Raw genomic sequence first — 15,506 nt, forward strand, 5'->3', positions numbered from 1 at the left:
TAGATTATTCTTCTTCTGCACCGAACAACTCGATTGCTTTAGAATCAGCTGTCAGTGTTACGATAGCTTTTTTAGTTTTGTTTGTAAAACCAGTGTAGCGTCCAACGCGTTTTGCTTTTGGTTTTACATTGATAGTGTTAACGTTAGCAACTTTAACTCCTTCAAAAGCAGCTTCAACAGCTTGCTTGATCAAGAGTTTGTGAGCGCGAGTGTCCACTTCAAATACGTATTTGCCTGCTTCGTACTGAGCCATTGAGCCTTCAGTGATAACAGGTTTTTTGATTACGTCGTACAAATTCATTATGCAAGAACCTCCTCAATTTTAGAGATAGCTGCTTGAGTAACAAGAAGTTTGTCGCTGTTTACGATGTCCAGAACGCTTGCTGTTGTTGCAGTTGCAACTTTAACATTTGGAAGGTTACGTGCTGAAAGTGCAGCGAATTCGTTTCCTTCTTCAAGAATAACAAGTACTTTTGTGTCGATACTTAGCGCAGCAAGCACTTTTGCAAACTCAGCAGTTTTTGGAGCTGTAAATGAAAGGCTGTCTACAGCTACGAATTTGTTTTCAGCAACTTTTTCAGAGTAAACTGATTTCAATGCCAATCTACGAACTTTACGTGGAAGTTTGTAAGCATATGAACGAGGAGTTGGACCGAATACGATACCACCACCACGCCATTGTGGAGAGCGGATAGAACCTTGACGAGCACGTCCAGTTCCTTTTTGACGCCATGGTTTGCGTCCGCCGCCTGATACTGCAGAACGGTTTTTAACAGCGTGAGTTCCTTGACGAAGGCTAGCGCGTTGGCTGATGATAACATCAAAGACAACTGATTCATTTGGTTCAATACCAAAGACCGCATCGTTCAGAACTACTTCACCAGCTTCTTTACCAGTTTGGTCAAATAATTTTACGTTTGCCATTGTGACTGATTTCCCCTTTCTTTATTATTTACCAGCTTTAACTGCTGACTTGATAGTGATAAGAGATTTCTTAGCACCTGGTACGTTACCTTTAATCAGGATAACGTTCTTCTCTGGAACAACCTGTACGACTTCAAGGTTTTGAATCGTCACACGGTTGCCACCCATACGTCCAGCCAAGCGTTTGTTTTTGAAAACGCGGTTTGGCGCAACCGGTCCCATTGAACCAGGACGACGATGGTAACGTGAACCGTGAGCCATTGGACCACGAGATTGGCCGTGGCGTTTGATAACACCTTGGAAACCTTTACCTTTTGAAGTTCCTGTTACATCAACAACATCACCAGCTTCGAATGTATCGACAGTGATTTCTGCTCCTACTTCCAAGCCTTCAATGTTTTTGAATTCACGAATGAAGCGCTTAGGAGCTGTGTTAGCTTTCGCTACATGGCCTTTGGCAGGTTTGTTGCTCAATACGTCACGAAGGTCATCAAAACCAACTTGAACTGCGTTGTAACCATCTGTTTCAACTGTTTTAACTTGAAGAACAACGTTTGGAGCTGCTTCAACAACAGTTACAGGGATTAATTCGCCAGCTTCAGTGAAGATTTGAGTCATTCCCACTTTTTTCCCTAAGATTCCTTTTGTCATGAGAAAATGTTTCCTTTTCTATAATTTTTTTCAAAAAGTTTTTAACGAGCGTTTTTCATGCTCTGGTTTAGATCAAGCTTTAGATTAAAGTTTAATCTCTACGTTCACACCACTTGGAAGATCTAATTTCATCAAAGCGTCAACTGTTTTTTGAGTTGGGTTAATGATATCGATCAAGCGTTTGTGAGTACGCATTTCAAATTGTTCGCGAGAGTCTTTGTATTTGTGAGTCGCACGAATGATTGTGTAGAGACTGCGCTCAGTTGGAAGTGGGATTGGACCCGCAACTTCAGCACCAGTACGAGTAGCAGTTTCTACGATTTTTGCAGCCGCTGTATCAAGTGTACGATGTTCGTAAGCTTTCAAACGGATGCGGATTTTTTTGTTTGCCATCTTTTTCTCCTTTTCGTCTATTTAAGATAATAGGCTAGCTCCACAAGAAAACCGACAGGTGATTGCGTGGCAATGCAACCGAGCGTGTCGCAACCTCTTGCATCAAAGCTACACACTGTATTTTTACAGCACCATAGTATCTTAACACAAAGAACCAGTCATTGCAAGGGATTTGAGTAATTTTTTAAAGATTTTTAGGATAATTTTTTATGAAAGTGTTTTCTAAACAATTTATAAGCCTTGTAAGTCATTATCTAGAAGAAAATTTAGACTTTTTCACCTATTTATTCGAGTTTGTATTCAGAAAATACAAAATCTCACTGACGCACATCAGTGAGATTAAAAATGAAAATTTACTCTTGGCTACTTTGTTTTATAACAAGGGACTGTCCTTTTCGATGCGAAAGCTGTTGCCCGACTGGCAGATGACAAGATCAGCAGCTGCTAGATAGGGTTGATAAAAGTGCCTATATTGCTCTCGCCGAGCCAGATGCGTCTGCTCTATCCACTCTGGCCTGCGCTCTCGCACAGCCACATCCCGAGCCAAGCGGCGCTCTAACTCAGTCTGATCATCCGTGTAAAAACAAATCGACAAATCAAACAAGCTTTCAGGCAAAAAGGCAGCCGACATACCTTCTACTATTAAAATCGGCTTTCGGGCTGATAAACGCAAGCTAGGCGACCAAGCTGTGCCAATGGTCAGAATATCCAGACCAGACTGCAAGGCACAAATATCTCGCTCCAGACTGCTTAGTTCATGAACGGCTGGGAGGCAGGCTGTGACTTTTTGATGCGGAAAATCTTTAGAACTGAGCAAATCTCGATACTCTCCAGTAATTACATAAGGATCTGTTTCCAGCAGATTGGCTCGTTCCTCACCCAAGGCTAACTGGAGTCTTCGAGCAAAAGTTGACTTGCCTGAAGCACCATGACCATAAATAAGTATAGTATGTTTTTGGTCATCTGACAGATACGCTGTCAATCTTTTCAGCAATTTCTCTTCATCAGACATAGCTTCCCCTTTCAATGGAGCTTCTTAGAAATTTCGACTGGATTTATTGTAGCCGTAGCGCTCAATAAAGTCTTCACGGAATTCCAGCAAGTTGTCATCCATAATAGCTTGGCGAACCTTCTTCATAAGGTTTACCAAGAAGTAGAGGTTGTGATAACTGGTCAGGCGAATCCCAAAGGTTTCATCCGCTTTAAGCAAGTGGCGGATATAGGCCCTCGTGTAGTTGCTACAAGTGTAGCAGTCACAGTTGTGGTCCAAAGGCGTGAAATCTTCCTCAAACTGAGCATTTTTAACCACCAGACGTCCTTCGCTGGTCATACAGGTGCCGTTTCGGGCAATGCGAGTCGGCAGAACGCAGTCAAACATATCCACACCACGGATAACACCATCAATCAAGCTATCTGGCGCTCCTACTCCCATAAGATAGCGGGGCTTGTTTTCAGGCAGCATTGGCGTTGTGAAGTCCAGCACTGCATTCATCTCCTCATGAGACTCTCCGACAGCTAGTCCTCCGATTGAGTAGCCCGGGAAATCCATGCTGACCAAGTCTTGAGCAGACTGGCGGCGTAAATCTTCAAAGCCAGCACCCTGAACAATGCCAAAGAGACCCTGGTCGTGCGGGCGGCTGTGAGCTTTCAGTCCACGTTCCGCCCAACGGCTAGTCCGCTCAATAGACTTCTTGACATAGTCATAAGGTTGGTAGAACTGCGGACACTCATCAAAGGACATCATGATGTCACTGCCTAGATTGTTCTGGATGGAGATAGCCTTTTCTGGCGACAGGAACATTTTGGAACCATTGAGGTGGTTCTTGAAAGTTACCCCTTCTTCTGTGATATTGCGGCTGTCAGCTAGAGAATAAACCTGGAAACCGCCGCTATCGGTCAGAATAGGCTGGTCCCAGTTCATGAACTTGTGTAGGCCACCTGCACGGGCAATCAGCTCATCACCCGGCCGTAGCCAAAGGTGATAAGTATTGGACAAGATGATACCAGAACCCATTTGCTTGAGCTCTTCTGGTGACTGGGTCTTAACCGTCGCCTGGGTCCCAACTGGCATAAACATAGGCGTTGGAAAAGTTCCGTGAGGCGTGATAATCTCTCCCAAGCGAGCACCTGTGTGCTTTTCTTTTTTAATCAAACGATACTGAATCGGTGATGTTGACATGTTTCCTCCTGCTGGGAAAAACAGTCCCAGCGATTTTTCTTCTATATAATGAGCAGCAAGGGCTCACAAGATACCGTATGATTTTACCAAAAAAACTTCTATCTGTCACGGGGTATGATATAATGTAACAGACAAATCCAAATGGAGGAATTATGAATCTAAGTAATATCAGAGCTCAGGCTCGTGCCATCCGAAGCCAAACGAATGGGATTTTTCTTTTGTTTGCAGCTCCGACTCTTGCCGGCATCCTAAACATCTTGCTTTCCCTTATTGGGAATCTAAGAGACTCCGTTTCTGACCTGACCTTCAGCCAGTTCATATATTTTCTGATTAGCCAAACTCTTTTCCCGACGACCATTCAGTTTATCACGACTCTCCTGCTGCTTTCTGCCAGCTATACCATGATAACCGTCATCCGCAAGAACAAGAACGAGGTCCGCTTTTCAGATATTGGGCATCTGTTTACGAGCAAGAACTTCACGCCTGTTTTTAAAACCGTTTTGCTCAAGCAACTCTTGCTTTTCCTTTGGAATCTTCCTATATTTTGCGGGAGTCTTCTGTCCGTCTTCAATGCTTATAAGATTCTCAATATTTCGGAAAAACTTCCTGCCCATACTGTGCTGACTGCTCAAAGCGAGGCAGGACAGCAGATTCTTCAATACACCCCTGGTATGTTACTGGGAACCCTCTTGATATTCCTTGGTCTGGGAATCGCTGTTCCTCAGTACTACGCCTATTCTCAAGCAGAGCTGATCCTATATGACCAGCTTGAGACTGACACCTACCAGGGAGCTTTCTCTACTATCCGTCAAAGTCGGAAGCTAATGAAGGGCTACAAAGGAAAGCTATTTATGCTGGATCTGAGCTTTATCGGCTGGAATTTACTGGCCAAAATGACTTATGGCATATTGAATATTATGGTTCTCCCTTATACAGCGACTGCTTACATTCTCTTCTACGAAGAGTTGAAAAAAGAAAAAACTATTCTAAACGAAAACAACCCGCAAGCACTGGGCTCCTTGTCCTAAGCTTGTGAGTTGTTTTTTTATTTACTATTATATTCTGTCTTGTCCAGGGCAGAGCAGATTTTGTCAAATGCTGTCTCTAGCGAATCCTCATCTGTGAAAAAGGATTCCTCTTCCCAGCCTAAGAAGTCTCGTTCTTTACCCCAGCGCTTCATGTCGGCTGGGCTAAATTCTTCTTGCTTCGCTCTAGTCTGATGGCGGCGGACTGTTTCTTCAAAGGATAGGTCATAGTAGTAAGCAAAGACCTGCGGAGCGAAGAGCTTTTTCAACTGCTCTAGCATCTGTCCGTAAATATCTGTCTCATAAAACCCTTCTACCAGAACCAGCAAATCACGTTCGTAACCGAAGCGTGCCAATGTTTCCGTCAGGTCAATAGATAAATTTCCCGGCTCAACTTTTTCCTTGAGCATATCCCGTCTAACCGTATCCTGTGATATCAGGAGAGTTCCTCGGCCGTAGTGAGTCTGCAGTTTCCTGGTCAGGCTAGACTTGCCAGAGCCGGAATTGCCACGAATGATGACTAACTTGGCCATCTTATTCGCCCAGAATCAAGCGGCTATGCTCGCGTTTAATGCAGCGATCCATGACAATGTCATCCCGACCGGCTGCCCGCAAAATCTGCTCAGCCTCCTCACTCTCCAAGCCCAACTGAGCCCAGAAAATCTTGGCATCCGACTGCAGAAAATCCAGTGCCACATCCGGCAAAAACTCACTGCGACGGTATACATCAACAATATCCACCGGAAAAGGAATGTCTTTGAGACTGGCATAAACAGTCTCTCCAAAAATCTGACTGCCCGCTGCCCGCGGATTGACTGGGATAATGCGATAGCCCCGCTCCTGCATCTCCTTGGACACACGGTTGCTTGTCGTTTCTTCGCGGTCAGACAGGCCAACAACAGCAATCACCTTGCTGTTTTTCAAATAATGCTTGACGATGGCATCGCTGGGATTTTGAAAATGATAAGTCATAGACTTCCTCCTCATTCATAATAAAGCTGGATAGTTTTGCAGTGTTTGGGTCTTAACTGAATCTGGGCTAAAACCTTGGAAAATAGATAATCCCTTCTAGGAGCATGACTCCTTCGTCCGGATTCCTAATTTTCAGTCTGTTTTTGACGCTCTTTATATCTTGTTTTATTTCGCCTCGTACCAAGTTCGGCCAGCGTTTTCATCAGCCACTAGTGGAACGGCTAGCTCAATCGCAGCTTCCATGGTTTCTTTGACTAACTGGCGGACATCTGTAAGCTCGTCATTTGGCACTTCCAGCACGATTTCATCGTGAACCTGCAAGAGCATGCGAGACTTGAAATCCTTCTCTGTCAGAGCTCGATCCAGATTAATCATAGCGACTTTGAGAATGTCTGCGGCGGAGCCTTGGATTGGACTGTTAATAGCTGTACGCTCCGCAAAATTGCGGATGTTAAAGTTGCGGGAATTGATATCCGGCAAGGAGCGACGGCGATGGTAAATGGTCTCTACATAGCCCTTATCACGCGCTTCACGGACAATCGTTTCCATATAATTCTTGATACCTGGGAAACGCTCAAAATAGGTCTGGATATAGTCCTTGGCAGCCTTGCGGGAAATTCCCAAATTATTGGCTAGACCATAGTCAGAAATGCCATAGACGACTCCGAAGTTAACGGCCTTGGCATTACGACGGTCATTAGGCGTCACATCCTCTGCCTTTTCAATCCCAAAGACCCGCATAGCGGTAGCTGTGTGAATGTCTTCTCCATGCTGAAAGGCAGCAATCAGATGCTCGTCCTGCGAAATGTGAGCCAGCACCCGCAGCTCAATCTGGGAATAATCCGAGCTGAGTAGTACGCTGTCTGCCCACTCTGGCACAAAGGCCTTGCGAATGAGGCGCCCCTGCTCCAAACGAACGGGGATATTCTGCAGGTTCGGGTCAACCGAGGACAGGCGGCCCGTCTGAGTCAAATCCTGAACATAGCGAGTGTGAATCTTGCCGTCAGATGCAATGGCCTCCTGCAGGCCGATGATATAAGTGGACTGAAGCTTGCTGATTTGACGATATTCCAGAATCTTAGACACAATCGGTGCTATCGGTGCTAAACGCTCCAGCACATCCACCGCTGTCGAGTAGCCTGTCTTGGTCTTTTTGGTGTACTCCAGCGGCAGCCCCATATCCTCAAAGAGAATGGTTCCCAGCTGTTTAGGTGAGTTGATATTGAACTCCTGACCAGCCAGGTCATAAATCTCCTGCGTTAGACTTTCCAGTGTCTTTTCATTTTCTGTCTGCATGCCCTGCAGGGTTTCCCGCTCAACCTTGATTCCCGCAATCTCCATCTTGGCTAGGACAAAGGCCAAGGGCTGCTCCATTTCAAGCAACAAATCCAGCTGATCGTGGGAACGGAGCTGTTCTTGCATCGGCTCTTCTGTTTCCAGCAGTACTTGGACCTTACGAGCTAGATGCTCAAAGAGCTGCTCTTGCTCCGGCAAAGCGCGCTTAGCTCCCTTGCCATAAACCTCATCATCTGTCGGTAAAATCGTTTGGCCGTAGAGGCGAGCAATAGTCGCCAGCTCATTGTCCTCGACCGTCGAAAGCAGATATTTGGCTAGACGCGCATCAAAGGAGGCTGCTGGCAGTTCGATACCATAATGACTGAGCAGTACCTTTGTCCGCTTGAGGTCGTAGGTTTTCAGAGCTGTTTTTGTTAAAAACTCCTGAAAGAGAGGCTGTTGCAGTAAATCGCTGGTGCCGACATAAATCTGACGGCTATCGCCCCAGGCAAGACCAACAATCTCTTCCTTGTGGTAGTTGTCGCCCAAGATTTCAAAATAGAAGAATTGCTCTGGTGCCAGTATATCCTCTGTGACCTCAGTCACTTTGGTAAATTCAATTGGTTTGACTTTTACCGGCTCTTGACCAGTTCCTAGCTGAGCCTTGAGCTGCTTGAAGCCCATCTCGTCATAGAACTTGCTCAGGGCCTCTACCTGCGGACCCTTATAAACCAAATCATCCAGCCCGATTTCAATCGGAGCCTGAGTATTGATGGTGGCTAGGGTTTTAGATAAGAAGGCCTTGTCCTTGTCATTGATCAGATTTTCCTTCATCTTGGAAGCCTTGAGCTGGTCAATATTTTCATAGAGGTTTTCCAAAGAGCCATACTCCAAGAGGAGCTTGAGGCCGGTCTTCTCCCCAATCTTGGTCACGCCGGGGATATTATCCGACTGATCGCCCATCAGCGCCTTGAGGTCGATGAACTGCTCTGGCGTGATGCCAATCTTTTCCATGAGGTAGGCTGGGGTAAATTCCTCAAACTCGGCCACGCCTTTTTTGGAAATCTCCACCACGGTATTATCATCCGTCAGCTGAATCAAGTCTTTATCGCCGCTGACAATGGTCACATCGTAAGGCACTGCTGTTTTTTCAGCCATCTTGTCCAAGGTCCCGATGATGTCATCCGCCTCGTACTGAGCCAAGTCGTAGTAGTGAATGCCTAGGTGCTGCAGCATTTCTCGGATAAAGGGCAGCTGCTCACGAAATTCATCCGGTGTCTTGGCCCGACCTGCCTTATAGTCGGCGTACATCTCAGTCCGGAAGGTCGTCTTTCCAGCATCAAAAGCTACCAGGACATGGGTCGGCTGAACGCGCTCCAAGAGATGATTGAGCATGAGGTGAAAGCCATAAATAGCATTGGTATGCAGGCCCGATGGACTCTTGAAACGGTCGATTTGATTATAAAGCGCAAAAAAAGCGCGAAAAGCAACGGACGAACCGTCAATTAATAATAACTTATTCTTATTTTCCATAGGTTTATTATAACACGAAAGACGGACAAAGACAGAAAAGGCGGCGTGGAAAATAGGTAGAAAATGAATTGAGATTTAAATTTTGCTATAATCATCTTATGAACAACACTTACTATTTTATCCGTCATGCGCATTCTAACTATACACCTGATGAAATCAATAGACCATTATCAGATAAAGGCCTAGAAGCCTTGGCACAACTTGACTTTTTAGCAGACAAACCTATTACCGCCATTTATTCCAGCCCCTATCAAAGAGCCATCCAAACGGTTGAGCCTTTGGCTCAGAGTCTGAAACTCACTATTCAAACCGACAAACGGCTAATAGAGCGAAAGCTAAGCAGTCAAGCGATTGCCGACCAAGACTTTGAAGAAGCCCTCATGAAACTTTGGTCACGTCCAACATTTTCACTTGTTGGTGGCGAGTCTAATCAACAAGCTCAACAGCGAGCCTTAACTCTTCTTCATGAACTGGAAAGCAAACATCAAAACGAAGAGATTATCCTTAGCTCCCATGGCAATCTTATCTGCATTTTACTAAGTACATTTGACTCTAACATTGATTATAACTTCTGGCATAATCTTTCCATGCCAGATGTGCTAGTTTTAGATAAAGACGCAATAATCACTAACCTCCTATAAAGAGACCAATCTTGCTTGGTATCGTATCGCGTAGCAAGGCTCGGCTAAATCTTATCGCTCTTCTATGGTATAATAATAAAAACTGGAGGTAAAAGATGTTTCCAATCCGTATTACAACTCTTGTGACTGAGGAAGTGTATCAGCGATTTGCTTGGTCTGTTTTCTTACGCGGGAAAAGATTTTTGCTAAATATTATCATTTTAATAGGAATCCTGTCTCTCTATCTAACCTTCCTACCTGATAACCTGAAGCGTTTTTCTTTCTTTACCGTGCTATTTATATCTTTGGTGACATTCTCAGCAATGTATTTTGGAATGAACTTTCAGATAAAGAAAGCCTATCAAAAAACTCCTTTCTGGAAGAATATGGAGCAAACTCTTATATTTGAGAAAGATAAATTTTCTGTGAAAAGCAAACGCGGAGAATTTCACTATACCTATGATGATATTGTCAAGGTCATTATGACAAAGCAAGATTTTTATATCTTGATAGGGGAGAGCACTGGTTTCGCAATTGAAAAAGAAAACTGCACTCCCGAGGCTCTTGAGTTCTTGCTAGAACTTCACATTGAGCATATGTAAAAGAAAAAGCAGGCTAGACTGACAGTAGATCAGTTCTGGTCTGCTTTTTCTCTTGTAAATAATTGCTTGATATCCATCAGCTTCTCTATTTTCTGATTAATTTCTGGTCGGTAGTCACAGAAGTTAATGCTCTGGATGCCACTGTTGACGGCGACATCCACATCCAGCGTCCGGTCGCCGATATAGTAGGTTTCCTGCTTGTCCAGGCCATATTTCTCAAGCAGATAATCGACACCTTCTGGGTGGGGCTTGCGCTCAAAGCCGTTGGCTGTTGTGATGATTTCTATAAAATAATCATGAATTCCCAAGTCTTTTAAGATTTTATGAGCATTGAGTCCCTTGTGGGTATAGACGAACTGGGCAATGCCCTGCTCTTCAGCCCAGGCCAGTATCTCCGCAGCTCCTTTCATCAGATGGATCTGAGCATTCTTTTCCTTTAGACTTGCTCCGCGAAAGGCATTCATCTCGGCAGCATCCAGCCCCTTCTCAAACGCTACTTTTTCCAAAAGCTTCTGCACAGAGTGCTTTAGGATATAGCTGTGAGTACTAGCCCTGTCAAAGTCCAAACCATAGTAAGCATAGGTTTCCTCAATCCCCGCCAAAATAGCATCGTAGGAGTCCAGCAAGGTGCCGTCCAAATCCCAAATAAACGCTTTTGTCATGTGATTTCCCTCATTTTTCTGTCAAATAAAACCTTTAAAAACAGCCAGCGGAAGCCATTGTCCAAGAGCATCCCAGTCCAGACTCCTGGCAGACCCAAGCCAAAGGTCACACCCAGCAAGTAACCGGCAATAATGCGAATCAGCCACATGCCAACAGTCGTGGCATAAAAGGGCAGTCTGGAATTGCCCAGACCCTGCCAGATAGCTGTGTAAATCACGGTTCCGACTGCCATGGGAGTTCCCAGCAGGGAGAAAAGCATGACCGAAAGACTGGCTGTGATAGCTCCGCTATTATCCGTATAGAGCAAGGTCAGCGGCCGACCAAAAGCAAAGATTCCTAGAGCCACGGGCAACATGCAAGCAAAAGACAGCCAGAAGGTCCGCTGACGAATCAGACCGACCTCTTGCACATCTCCCTCACCTACCGCATGGCCTACCAGCATGACTGTTGCTGTCGCGACCCCGAAGATTGGCATATAATTAAACTGAGTCAGAACTTCACCGATAGCATTCCCCGCTACTGCATCCGTCCCAAAGACGACCACAATGGCGATAATAACTACATCACCGGCCCGCATCATGAGCCGCTCTCCAGCAGCCGGCAGAGACAGGCGCAAGAGCTCTCCATCCAAGCCCCAGTGCCAGCGGATTGTGGACAAATCCAGCTCCCGCCAGAGAATCAGCACACCGACCAAACGAGCCAGCACCGTCCCCAGCGCTACACCGACAATACCAAGCCGAAAGATGTAAATCCCCAGACCGGAAAAGAGGGCATTGAGGACATTGGTCAGAAGACTGACATACATGGGGAATCTAGGATTGCGCGTGACCCGCACTAAAGCTCCAAAAGAAGTCATCAAGCCTAGCAGGACAATAGTCCCGCCAACCAGAGCCAGATAAAGACCGCCTGCTTCAGCCACCGCTTTTTCTGTTCCCAGAAGATCCAGCATCTGCCTACCAAAGAGCAGGGAAATCAGCCCCAACAGAAGGCTCAGAAGTAACGTCAGCTTGATAGCCTCAGCTATATGATAGGCCAGACGCTCCTTGTCTCCTTGAGCCAGAGTCTTGGAGATGAGACTGGAAATAGCAGCCCCCAGCGCGATAAAGATTGCCTGATAAATAGTAATGATGTTGCCGGCCACCGAGACACCAGAGATGGCAATCAGCCCAAGACTGGCCACCAGATAGCTGTCAACCATTCCCATGAGCATCTGCAAAAAATTCTCCGCCATAGCCGGCAAGGCGATATTCATGATTTTTTTATAAGTCGTCATTGTCTGAAGATCTCCTGCATTTGTATATCCTTTCTTACTTGAGATTTCCACCCTCCACAATAGAGAATAGAAAGCGGTGGGACTATTGTCCTACCGCATATTAATCTCCTATCACAAAAGCTCGTTTTAAGCACAAACTCCCACACTATACTGCTTCGCATTCCCAAGCTTAATGAATATTTTCACTCCTCAACAAAGAGTCCCAAGATATGGACATTATCTGCAACGGAGACGAAGGCAGCTGGGTCTGTATGCTTCATGATTTGCTTGAATTCATTAAACTCAGCTCGGGTGATAACCGTCACCAGAACAGCTTTTTTCTCATGATTGTAAGTTCCCTCAGCGCCATGAATCACTGTCGCCCCGCGATGCAGCTTGTTATGAATCTTATCAATCACCCTATCCGGATGGCTGGTGATAATCATAGCCTGCATGCGCTTCTGCTTGGTAAAGACCGCATCCGTCACTCGGCTAGACACAAAATAGTAATCATGGAATACAACGCATATTCCCAGCCAAAGGTCAGACCCGCAATCAGCATAATAATGCCATTGACAATCAAGGAAATATTCCCGACATTCCGACCTGTTTTTTTCCGAACAGTCAGACTGACAATATCAGTCCCACCGCTGGAAATACTGGACTTAAGGGCAAAGCCAATCCCTGCTCCCATGACCACACCCCCGAAAAGGGCGTTGATAATAGGATTATCAGTCAGGGTCACTTCCGGCACAAATTGGATAAAAAGCGAGCTCATCGTAACCGTGATAAAGGTAAAAATGGTAAACTTATGCCCAATCTGGTACCAGGCCAAGATCATCAGCGGAATATTGATAGCATAAAAAGTCACAGAAACCGGAATGGTGAAACCTAAGAAACGAGTACTGAGGGCAGTAATGACCTGCGCTAGACCAGTCGCCCCGCTGGAATAGACATGCCCCGGCTGAAAGAAGAAATTGACTGCAACAGCTGACAAAAAGCCATAGACAAGCGAGGCAGAAATCTTCTCATCGTACTTCTCACGCGAGATACTCTTTAAAGACCGCAAAATCTTAAAATTATAAGCAAACCTGCGGACATGATAGCGAAAGAGTTTGTAAAAATTAGTCTTCTTCATGTGCTTCCACTTGTAAACTTAATTCCTCTAGTTGAGATGCCGACACTGGACTAGGTGCCTGCGTCATTGGATCAGAGGCCTTGTTGTTCTTTGGAAAGGCAATGACTTCGCGGATGTTTTCTTCACCAGCCAAGAGCATCACAAAACGGTCCAAGCCCAGAGCTAATCCGCCATGCGGTGGAAAGCCATAGTCCATAGCTTCCAAAAGGAAGCCAAACTGCTCGGCAGCTTCTTGAGCTGAGAAACCAAGCGCCTTGAACATCCGCTCCTGCAAGGCTTTCTGGTTGATCCGAAGACTGCCGCCACCTAGCTCATAACCATTGAGGACGATATCATAAGCCACAGCCCGTACCTTGCTCAGGTCGCCTTCCAGCTCTTGCTCAGAATCTTTCTGAGGCAGGGTAAAAGGATGGTGGGCGCTCATGTAGCGGCCCTCTTCTTCTGACCATTCAAACATGGGCCAATCCACTACCCAAAGGTAGTTAAAGGTATCTGGGTCAATCAAGTCTAGCTCTTTAGCCAAACGAACACGAAGAGCTCCCAAAGCAGCGTTTGCCACTTCTAAAATATCAGCTACAAAGAGAACTAAATCATTATTTTCAAGCTGTAAAGCTTCTGTCAACTGACTTGTCAAGTCTGTCAAGAACTTAGCAACTGGACCAGTCAACTCACCATCAGCCACTTTCACCCAAGCAAGACCTTTAGCACCATGCTGTTTCGCTTGCTCTGTCAGCTTATCAATATCCTTACGAGAGTATTTATCTGCAGCATTTTTCACGACGATGGCCTTGACAGCTGGAGCTTCTGAAAAGACCTTGAAGTCAACTCCCTTGACAAGCTCTGTCAAGTCTTGCAACAACATCTCAAAACGGGTATCAGGCTTGTCAACCCCATAAAGAGCCATGGCATCATCATACTTCATACGTGGGAAAGGTAGAGACACCTCAATACCCTTGGTCTCTTTCATAACACGAGCAATCAAGCCTTCTGTAATGTCCTGAATCTCTTGATCAGATAAGAAAGAAGTCTCCAAGTCTACCTGAGTAAACTCTGGCTGACGGTCACCACGCAAGTCCTCGTCTCGGAAGCACTTAACAATCTGATAATAACGATCAAAACCAGCATTCATCAAGAGCTGCTTGGTAATCTGCGGACTCTGTGGCAGAGCGTAAAAGTGCCCCTGATGAACCCGACTAGGCACCAAGTAATCACGCGCCCCTTCTGGCGTTGACTTAGATAGGAAAGGCGTTTCCACATCAAGGAACTCCAGCTCATCTAGATAGTTGCGGATAGAGTGGGTCACCTTGGCACGGAGCTTAAAGTTTTCCAGCATCTCTGGCCGGCGCAAGTCCAGATAACGGTAGCGCAAGCGCGTGTCATCATTCACCTCGATCCCGTCTTTGATTTCAAAAGGAGTCGTCTTGGCTGTATTTAAGACAGTCAGGCTTTCCACATGCAGCTCCACGCTTCCTGTCGCCAGCTTGTCATTGGCCTGCTCACGCTCAGCCACCTTACCTGTCACCTCCAGCACAAACTCACTGCGCAGACTTTCTGCCGTCGCCATGACCTCTGCAGACACTGTCTCAGGATTGATGACCAGCTGCATAATGCCCTCGCGGTCGCGCAAATCAATGAAAATCAGACCGCCCAAATCCCGACGGCGGGCAACCCAGCCCTTCAAAGTGACTTCCTGACCAACATGCTCCTTGCGAACACGCCCAGCATACATAGAACGTTTCATCTTTACTCTCCAAATTTTTAATTCTGTTACTATTTTACCACAAAGAGCCTAAGAAAGCCCTTCTGTCCGTTCTTTTTCTGAAAAATATTAAAGCACATTATTTCTAATGCTGACAGTTATGACAAAAGGCCTGAGGCAAAGACCCCAGACCAACTGTCTACTCTATAGATTATTCCTTTTTCTTGCGATCCTCATAGAGACTAGGCGCAAATGCTTTTGTCACCATGGCCGTCACGAAGCGAAAAACTCCCGCTGCCAGACCAAAAATCGGCGCCAAAGCACGGAAGAAAAAATCTCCCCGCATAAAATAACAAAGCAGACCAGTAATCACGAAGATAACCAAGCCCTGCACCAGAACCACCAATAATATTTTCTTCATCATTCCCTCGACTTTCTATAGACTATTATAGCATAAGCTGCTAGGGATGGATATGGGTTGAAAAATTTTGTTTTCTTAGTTCATAGATTCGAACTTTATCCTCATAAGTTAATTTCATTTAAAAACACCCCCAAAGTTAGATTTTTTCTGTCTAACTTT

Annotated in this window: 16 protein-coding genes and 1 pseudogene; 3 read left to right on the plus strand and 14 right to left on the minus strand. The window is 45.6% G+C overall.

Translation table 11 applies throughout. The annotated features are described in order from the left end of the window. Window positions 1–4: 4 nt before the first annotated feature. The 6 genes from FFV08_11295 to tgt form a co-directional block, all read right to left on the minus strand. Entirely contained in the window at window positions 5–301 is a 297-nt protein-coding gene (locus FFV08_11295; GenBank protein QLB53108.1) for a 50S ribosomal protein L23, read from the minus strand. Continuing rightward, the gene (rplD, locus tag FFV08_11300; protein QLB53109.1) at window positions 301–924 is read right to left on the minus strand and encodes a 50S ribosomal protein L4; all 624 of its coding nucleotides are present in this window, start codon (window positions 922–924) and stop codon (window positions 301–303) included. Before rplD ends, FFV08_11295 begins: the two co-directional genes overlap by 1 nt. Window positions 925–948: 24 nt before the next feature. Then, window positions 949–1,575 carry a 50S ribosomal protein L3 gene (locus FFV08_11305; GenBank protein QLB53110.1) on the minus strand — a complete coding sequence of 209 codons (627 nt, stop codon included), beginning with the start codon at window positions 1,573–1,575 and terminating at the stop codon, window positions 949–951. Window positions 1,576–1,659: 84 nt separating this feature from the next. Continuing rightward, entirely contained in the window at window positions 1,660–1,968 is a 309-nt protein-coding gene (rpsJ, locus tag FFV08_11310) for a 30S ribosomal protein S10 (GenBank protein ID QLB53111.1), read from the minus strand. A gap of 373 nt (window positions 1,969–2,341) precedes the next feature. After that, window positions 2,342–2,980, minus strand: a complete 639-nt coding sequence (locus tag FFV08_11315) for a phosphoribulokinase (protein ID QLB53112.1) — start codon at window positions 2,978–2,980, stop codon at window positions 2,342–2,344. Between the two features lie 24 nt (window positions 2,981–3,004). After that, window positions 3,005–4,147, minus strand: coding sequence for a tRNA guanosine(34) transglycosylase Tgt (tgt, locus tag FFV08_11320; GenBank protein ID QLB53113.1), 1,143 nt, complete (start codon window positions 4,145–4,147; stop codon window positions 3,005–3,007). Window positions 4,148–4,299: 152 nt separating this feature from the next. Here tgt and FFV08_11325 point away from each other — a divergent pair, with 152 nt between their 5' ends. Next, the gene (locus tag FFV08_11325; protein ID QLB53114.1) at window positions 4,300–5,175 is read left to right on the plus strand and encodes a DUF975 family protein; all 876 of its coding nucleotides are present in this window, start codon (window positions 4,300–4,302) and stop codon (window positions 5,173–5,175) included. Window positions 5,176–5,192: 17 nt separating this feature from the next. On the opposite strand, the gene FFV08_11330 is transcribed toward FFV08_11325, so the two are convergent. The 3 genes from FFV08_11330 to polA form a co-directional block, all read right to left on the minus strand. Next, window positions 5,193–5,705: an AAA family ATPase gene (locus FFV08_11330; GenBank protein QLB53115.1), complete on the minus strand. Its 513-nt coding sequence runs from the start codon at window positions 5,703–5,705 to the stop codon at window positions 5,193–5,195. Window position 5,706: 1 nt separating this feature from the next. After that, on the minus strand, window positions 5,707–6,144 hold the full coding sequence (locus FFV08_11335; GenBank protein ID QLB53116.1) for a CoA-binding protein: 438 nt from the start codon (window positions 6,142–6,144) through the stop codon (window positions 5,707–5,709). Between the two features lie 165 nt (window positions 6,145–6,309). After that, window positions 6,310–8,952, minus strand: a complete 2,643-nt coding sequence (gene polA, locus FFV08_11340; protein QLB53117.1) for a DNA polymerase I — start codon at window positions 8,950–8,952, stop codon at window positions 6,310–6,312. Window positions 8,953–9,050: 98 nt separating this feature from the next. On the opposite strand from polA, the gene FFV08_11345 reads away from it, so the two are divergent. Continuing rightward, window positions 9,051–9,593, plus strand: a complete 543-nt coding sequence (locus FFV08_11345) for a histidine phosphatase family protein (protein QLB53306.1) — start codon at window positions 9,051–9,053, stop codon at window positions 9,591–9,593. Between the two features lie 95 nt (window positions 9,594–9,688). After that, the gene (locus tag FFV08_11350) at window positions 9,689–10,174 is read left to right on the plus strand and encodes a YcxB family protein (GenBank protein QLB53118.1); all 486 of its coding nucleotides are present in this window, start codon (window positions 9,689–9,691) and stop codon (window positions 10,172–10,174) included. Between the two features lie 29 nt (window positions 10,175–10,203). Here the strand turns inward: FFV08_11350 and FFV08_11355 are convergent, their stop codons facing one another. The 5 genes and pseudogenes from FFV08_11355 to FFV08_11375 all read right to left on the minus strand — a co-directional run bounded on the left by FFV08_11355 (window position 10,204) and on the right by FFV08_11375 (window position 15,350). Then, window positions 10,204–10,836: an HAD family hydrolase gene (locus FFV08_11355; protein QLB53119.1), complete on the minus strand. Its 633-nt coding sequence runs from the start codon at window positions 10,834–10,836 to the stop codon at window positions 10,204–10,206. Then, window positions 10,833–12,110, minus strand: coding sequence for an MATE family efflux transporter (locus tag FFV08_11360; protein ID QLB53120.1), 1,278 nt, complete (start codon window positions 12,108–12,110; stop codon window positions 10,833–10,835). Before FFV08_11360 ends, FFV08_11355 begins: the two co-directional genes overlap by 4 nt. Window positions 12,111–12,292: 182 nt before the next feature. Continuing rightward, window positions 12,293–13,227: pseudogene (locus tag FFV08_11365) on the minus strand (YitT family protein). Beyond that, window positions 13,214–14,968: an aspartate--tRNA ligase gene (gene aspS / locus FFV08_11370; protein ID QLB53121.1), complete on the minus strand. Its 1,755-nt coding sequence runs from the start codon at window positions 14,966–14,968 to the stop codon at window positions 13,214–13,216. The pseudogene FFV08_11365 and the gene aspS overlap by 14 nt, the downstream one beginning before the upstream one ends. 169 nt (window positions 14,969–15,137) lie before the next feature. Continuing rightward, the gene (locus FFV08_11375) at window positions 15,138–15,350 is read right to left on the minus strand and encodes a hypothetical protein (GenBank protein QLB53122.1); all 213 of its coding nucleotides are present in this window, start codon (window positions 15,348–15,350) and stop codon (window positions 15,138–15,140) included. Window positions 15,351–15,506: the final 156 nt, after the last annotated feature.

The organism is Streptococcus sanguinis (genome assembly GCA_013378335.1).
GTDB classification, from domain to species: domain Bacteria; phylum Bacillota; class Bacilli; order Lactobacillales; family Streptococcaceae; genus Streptococcus; species Streptococcus sanguinis_I.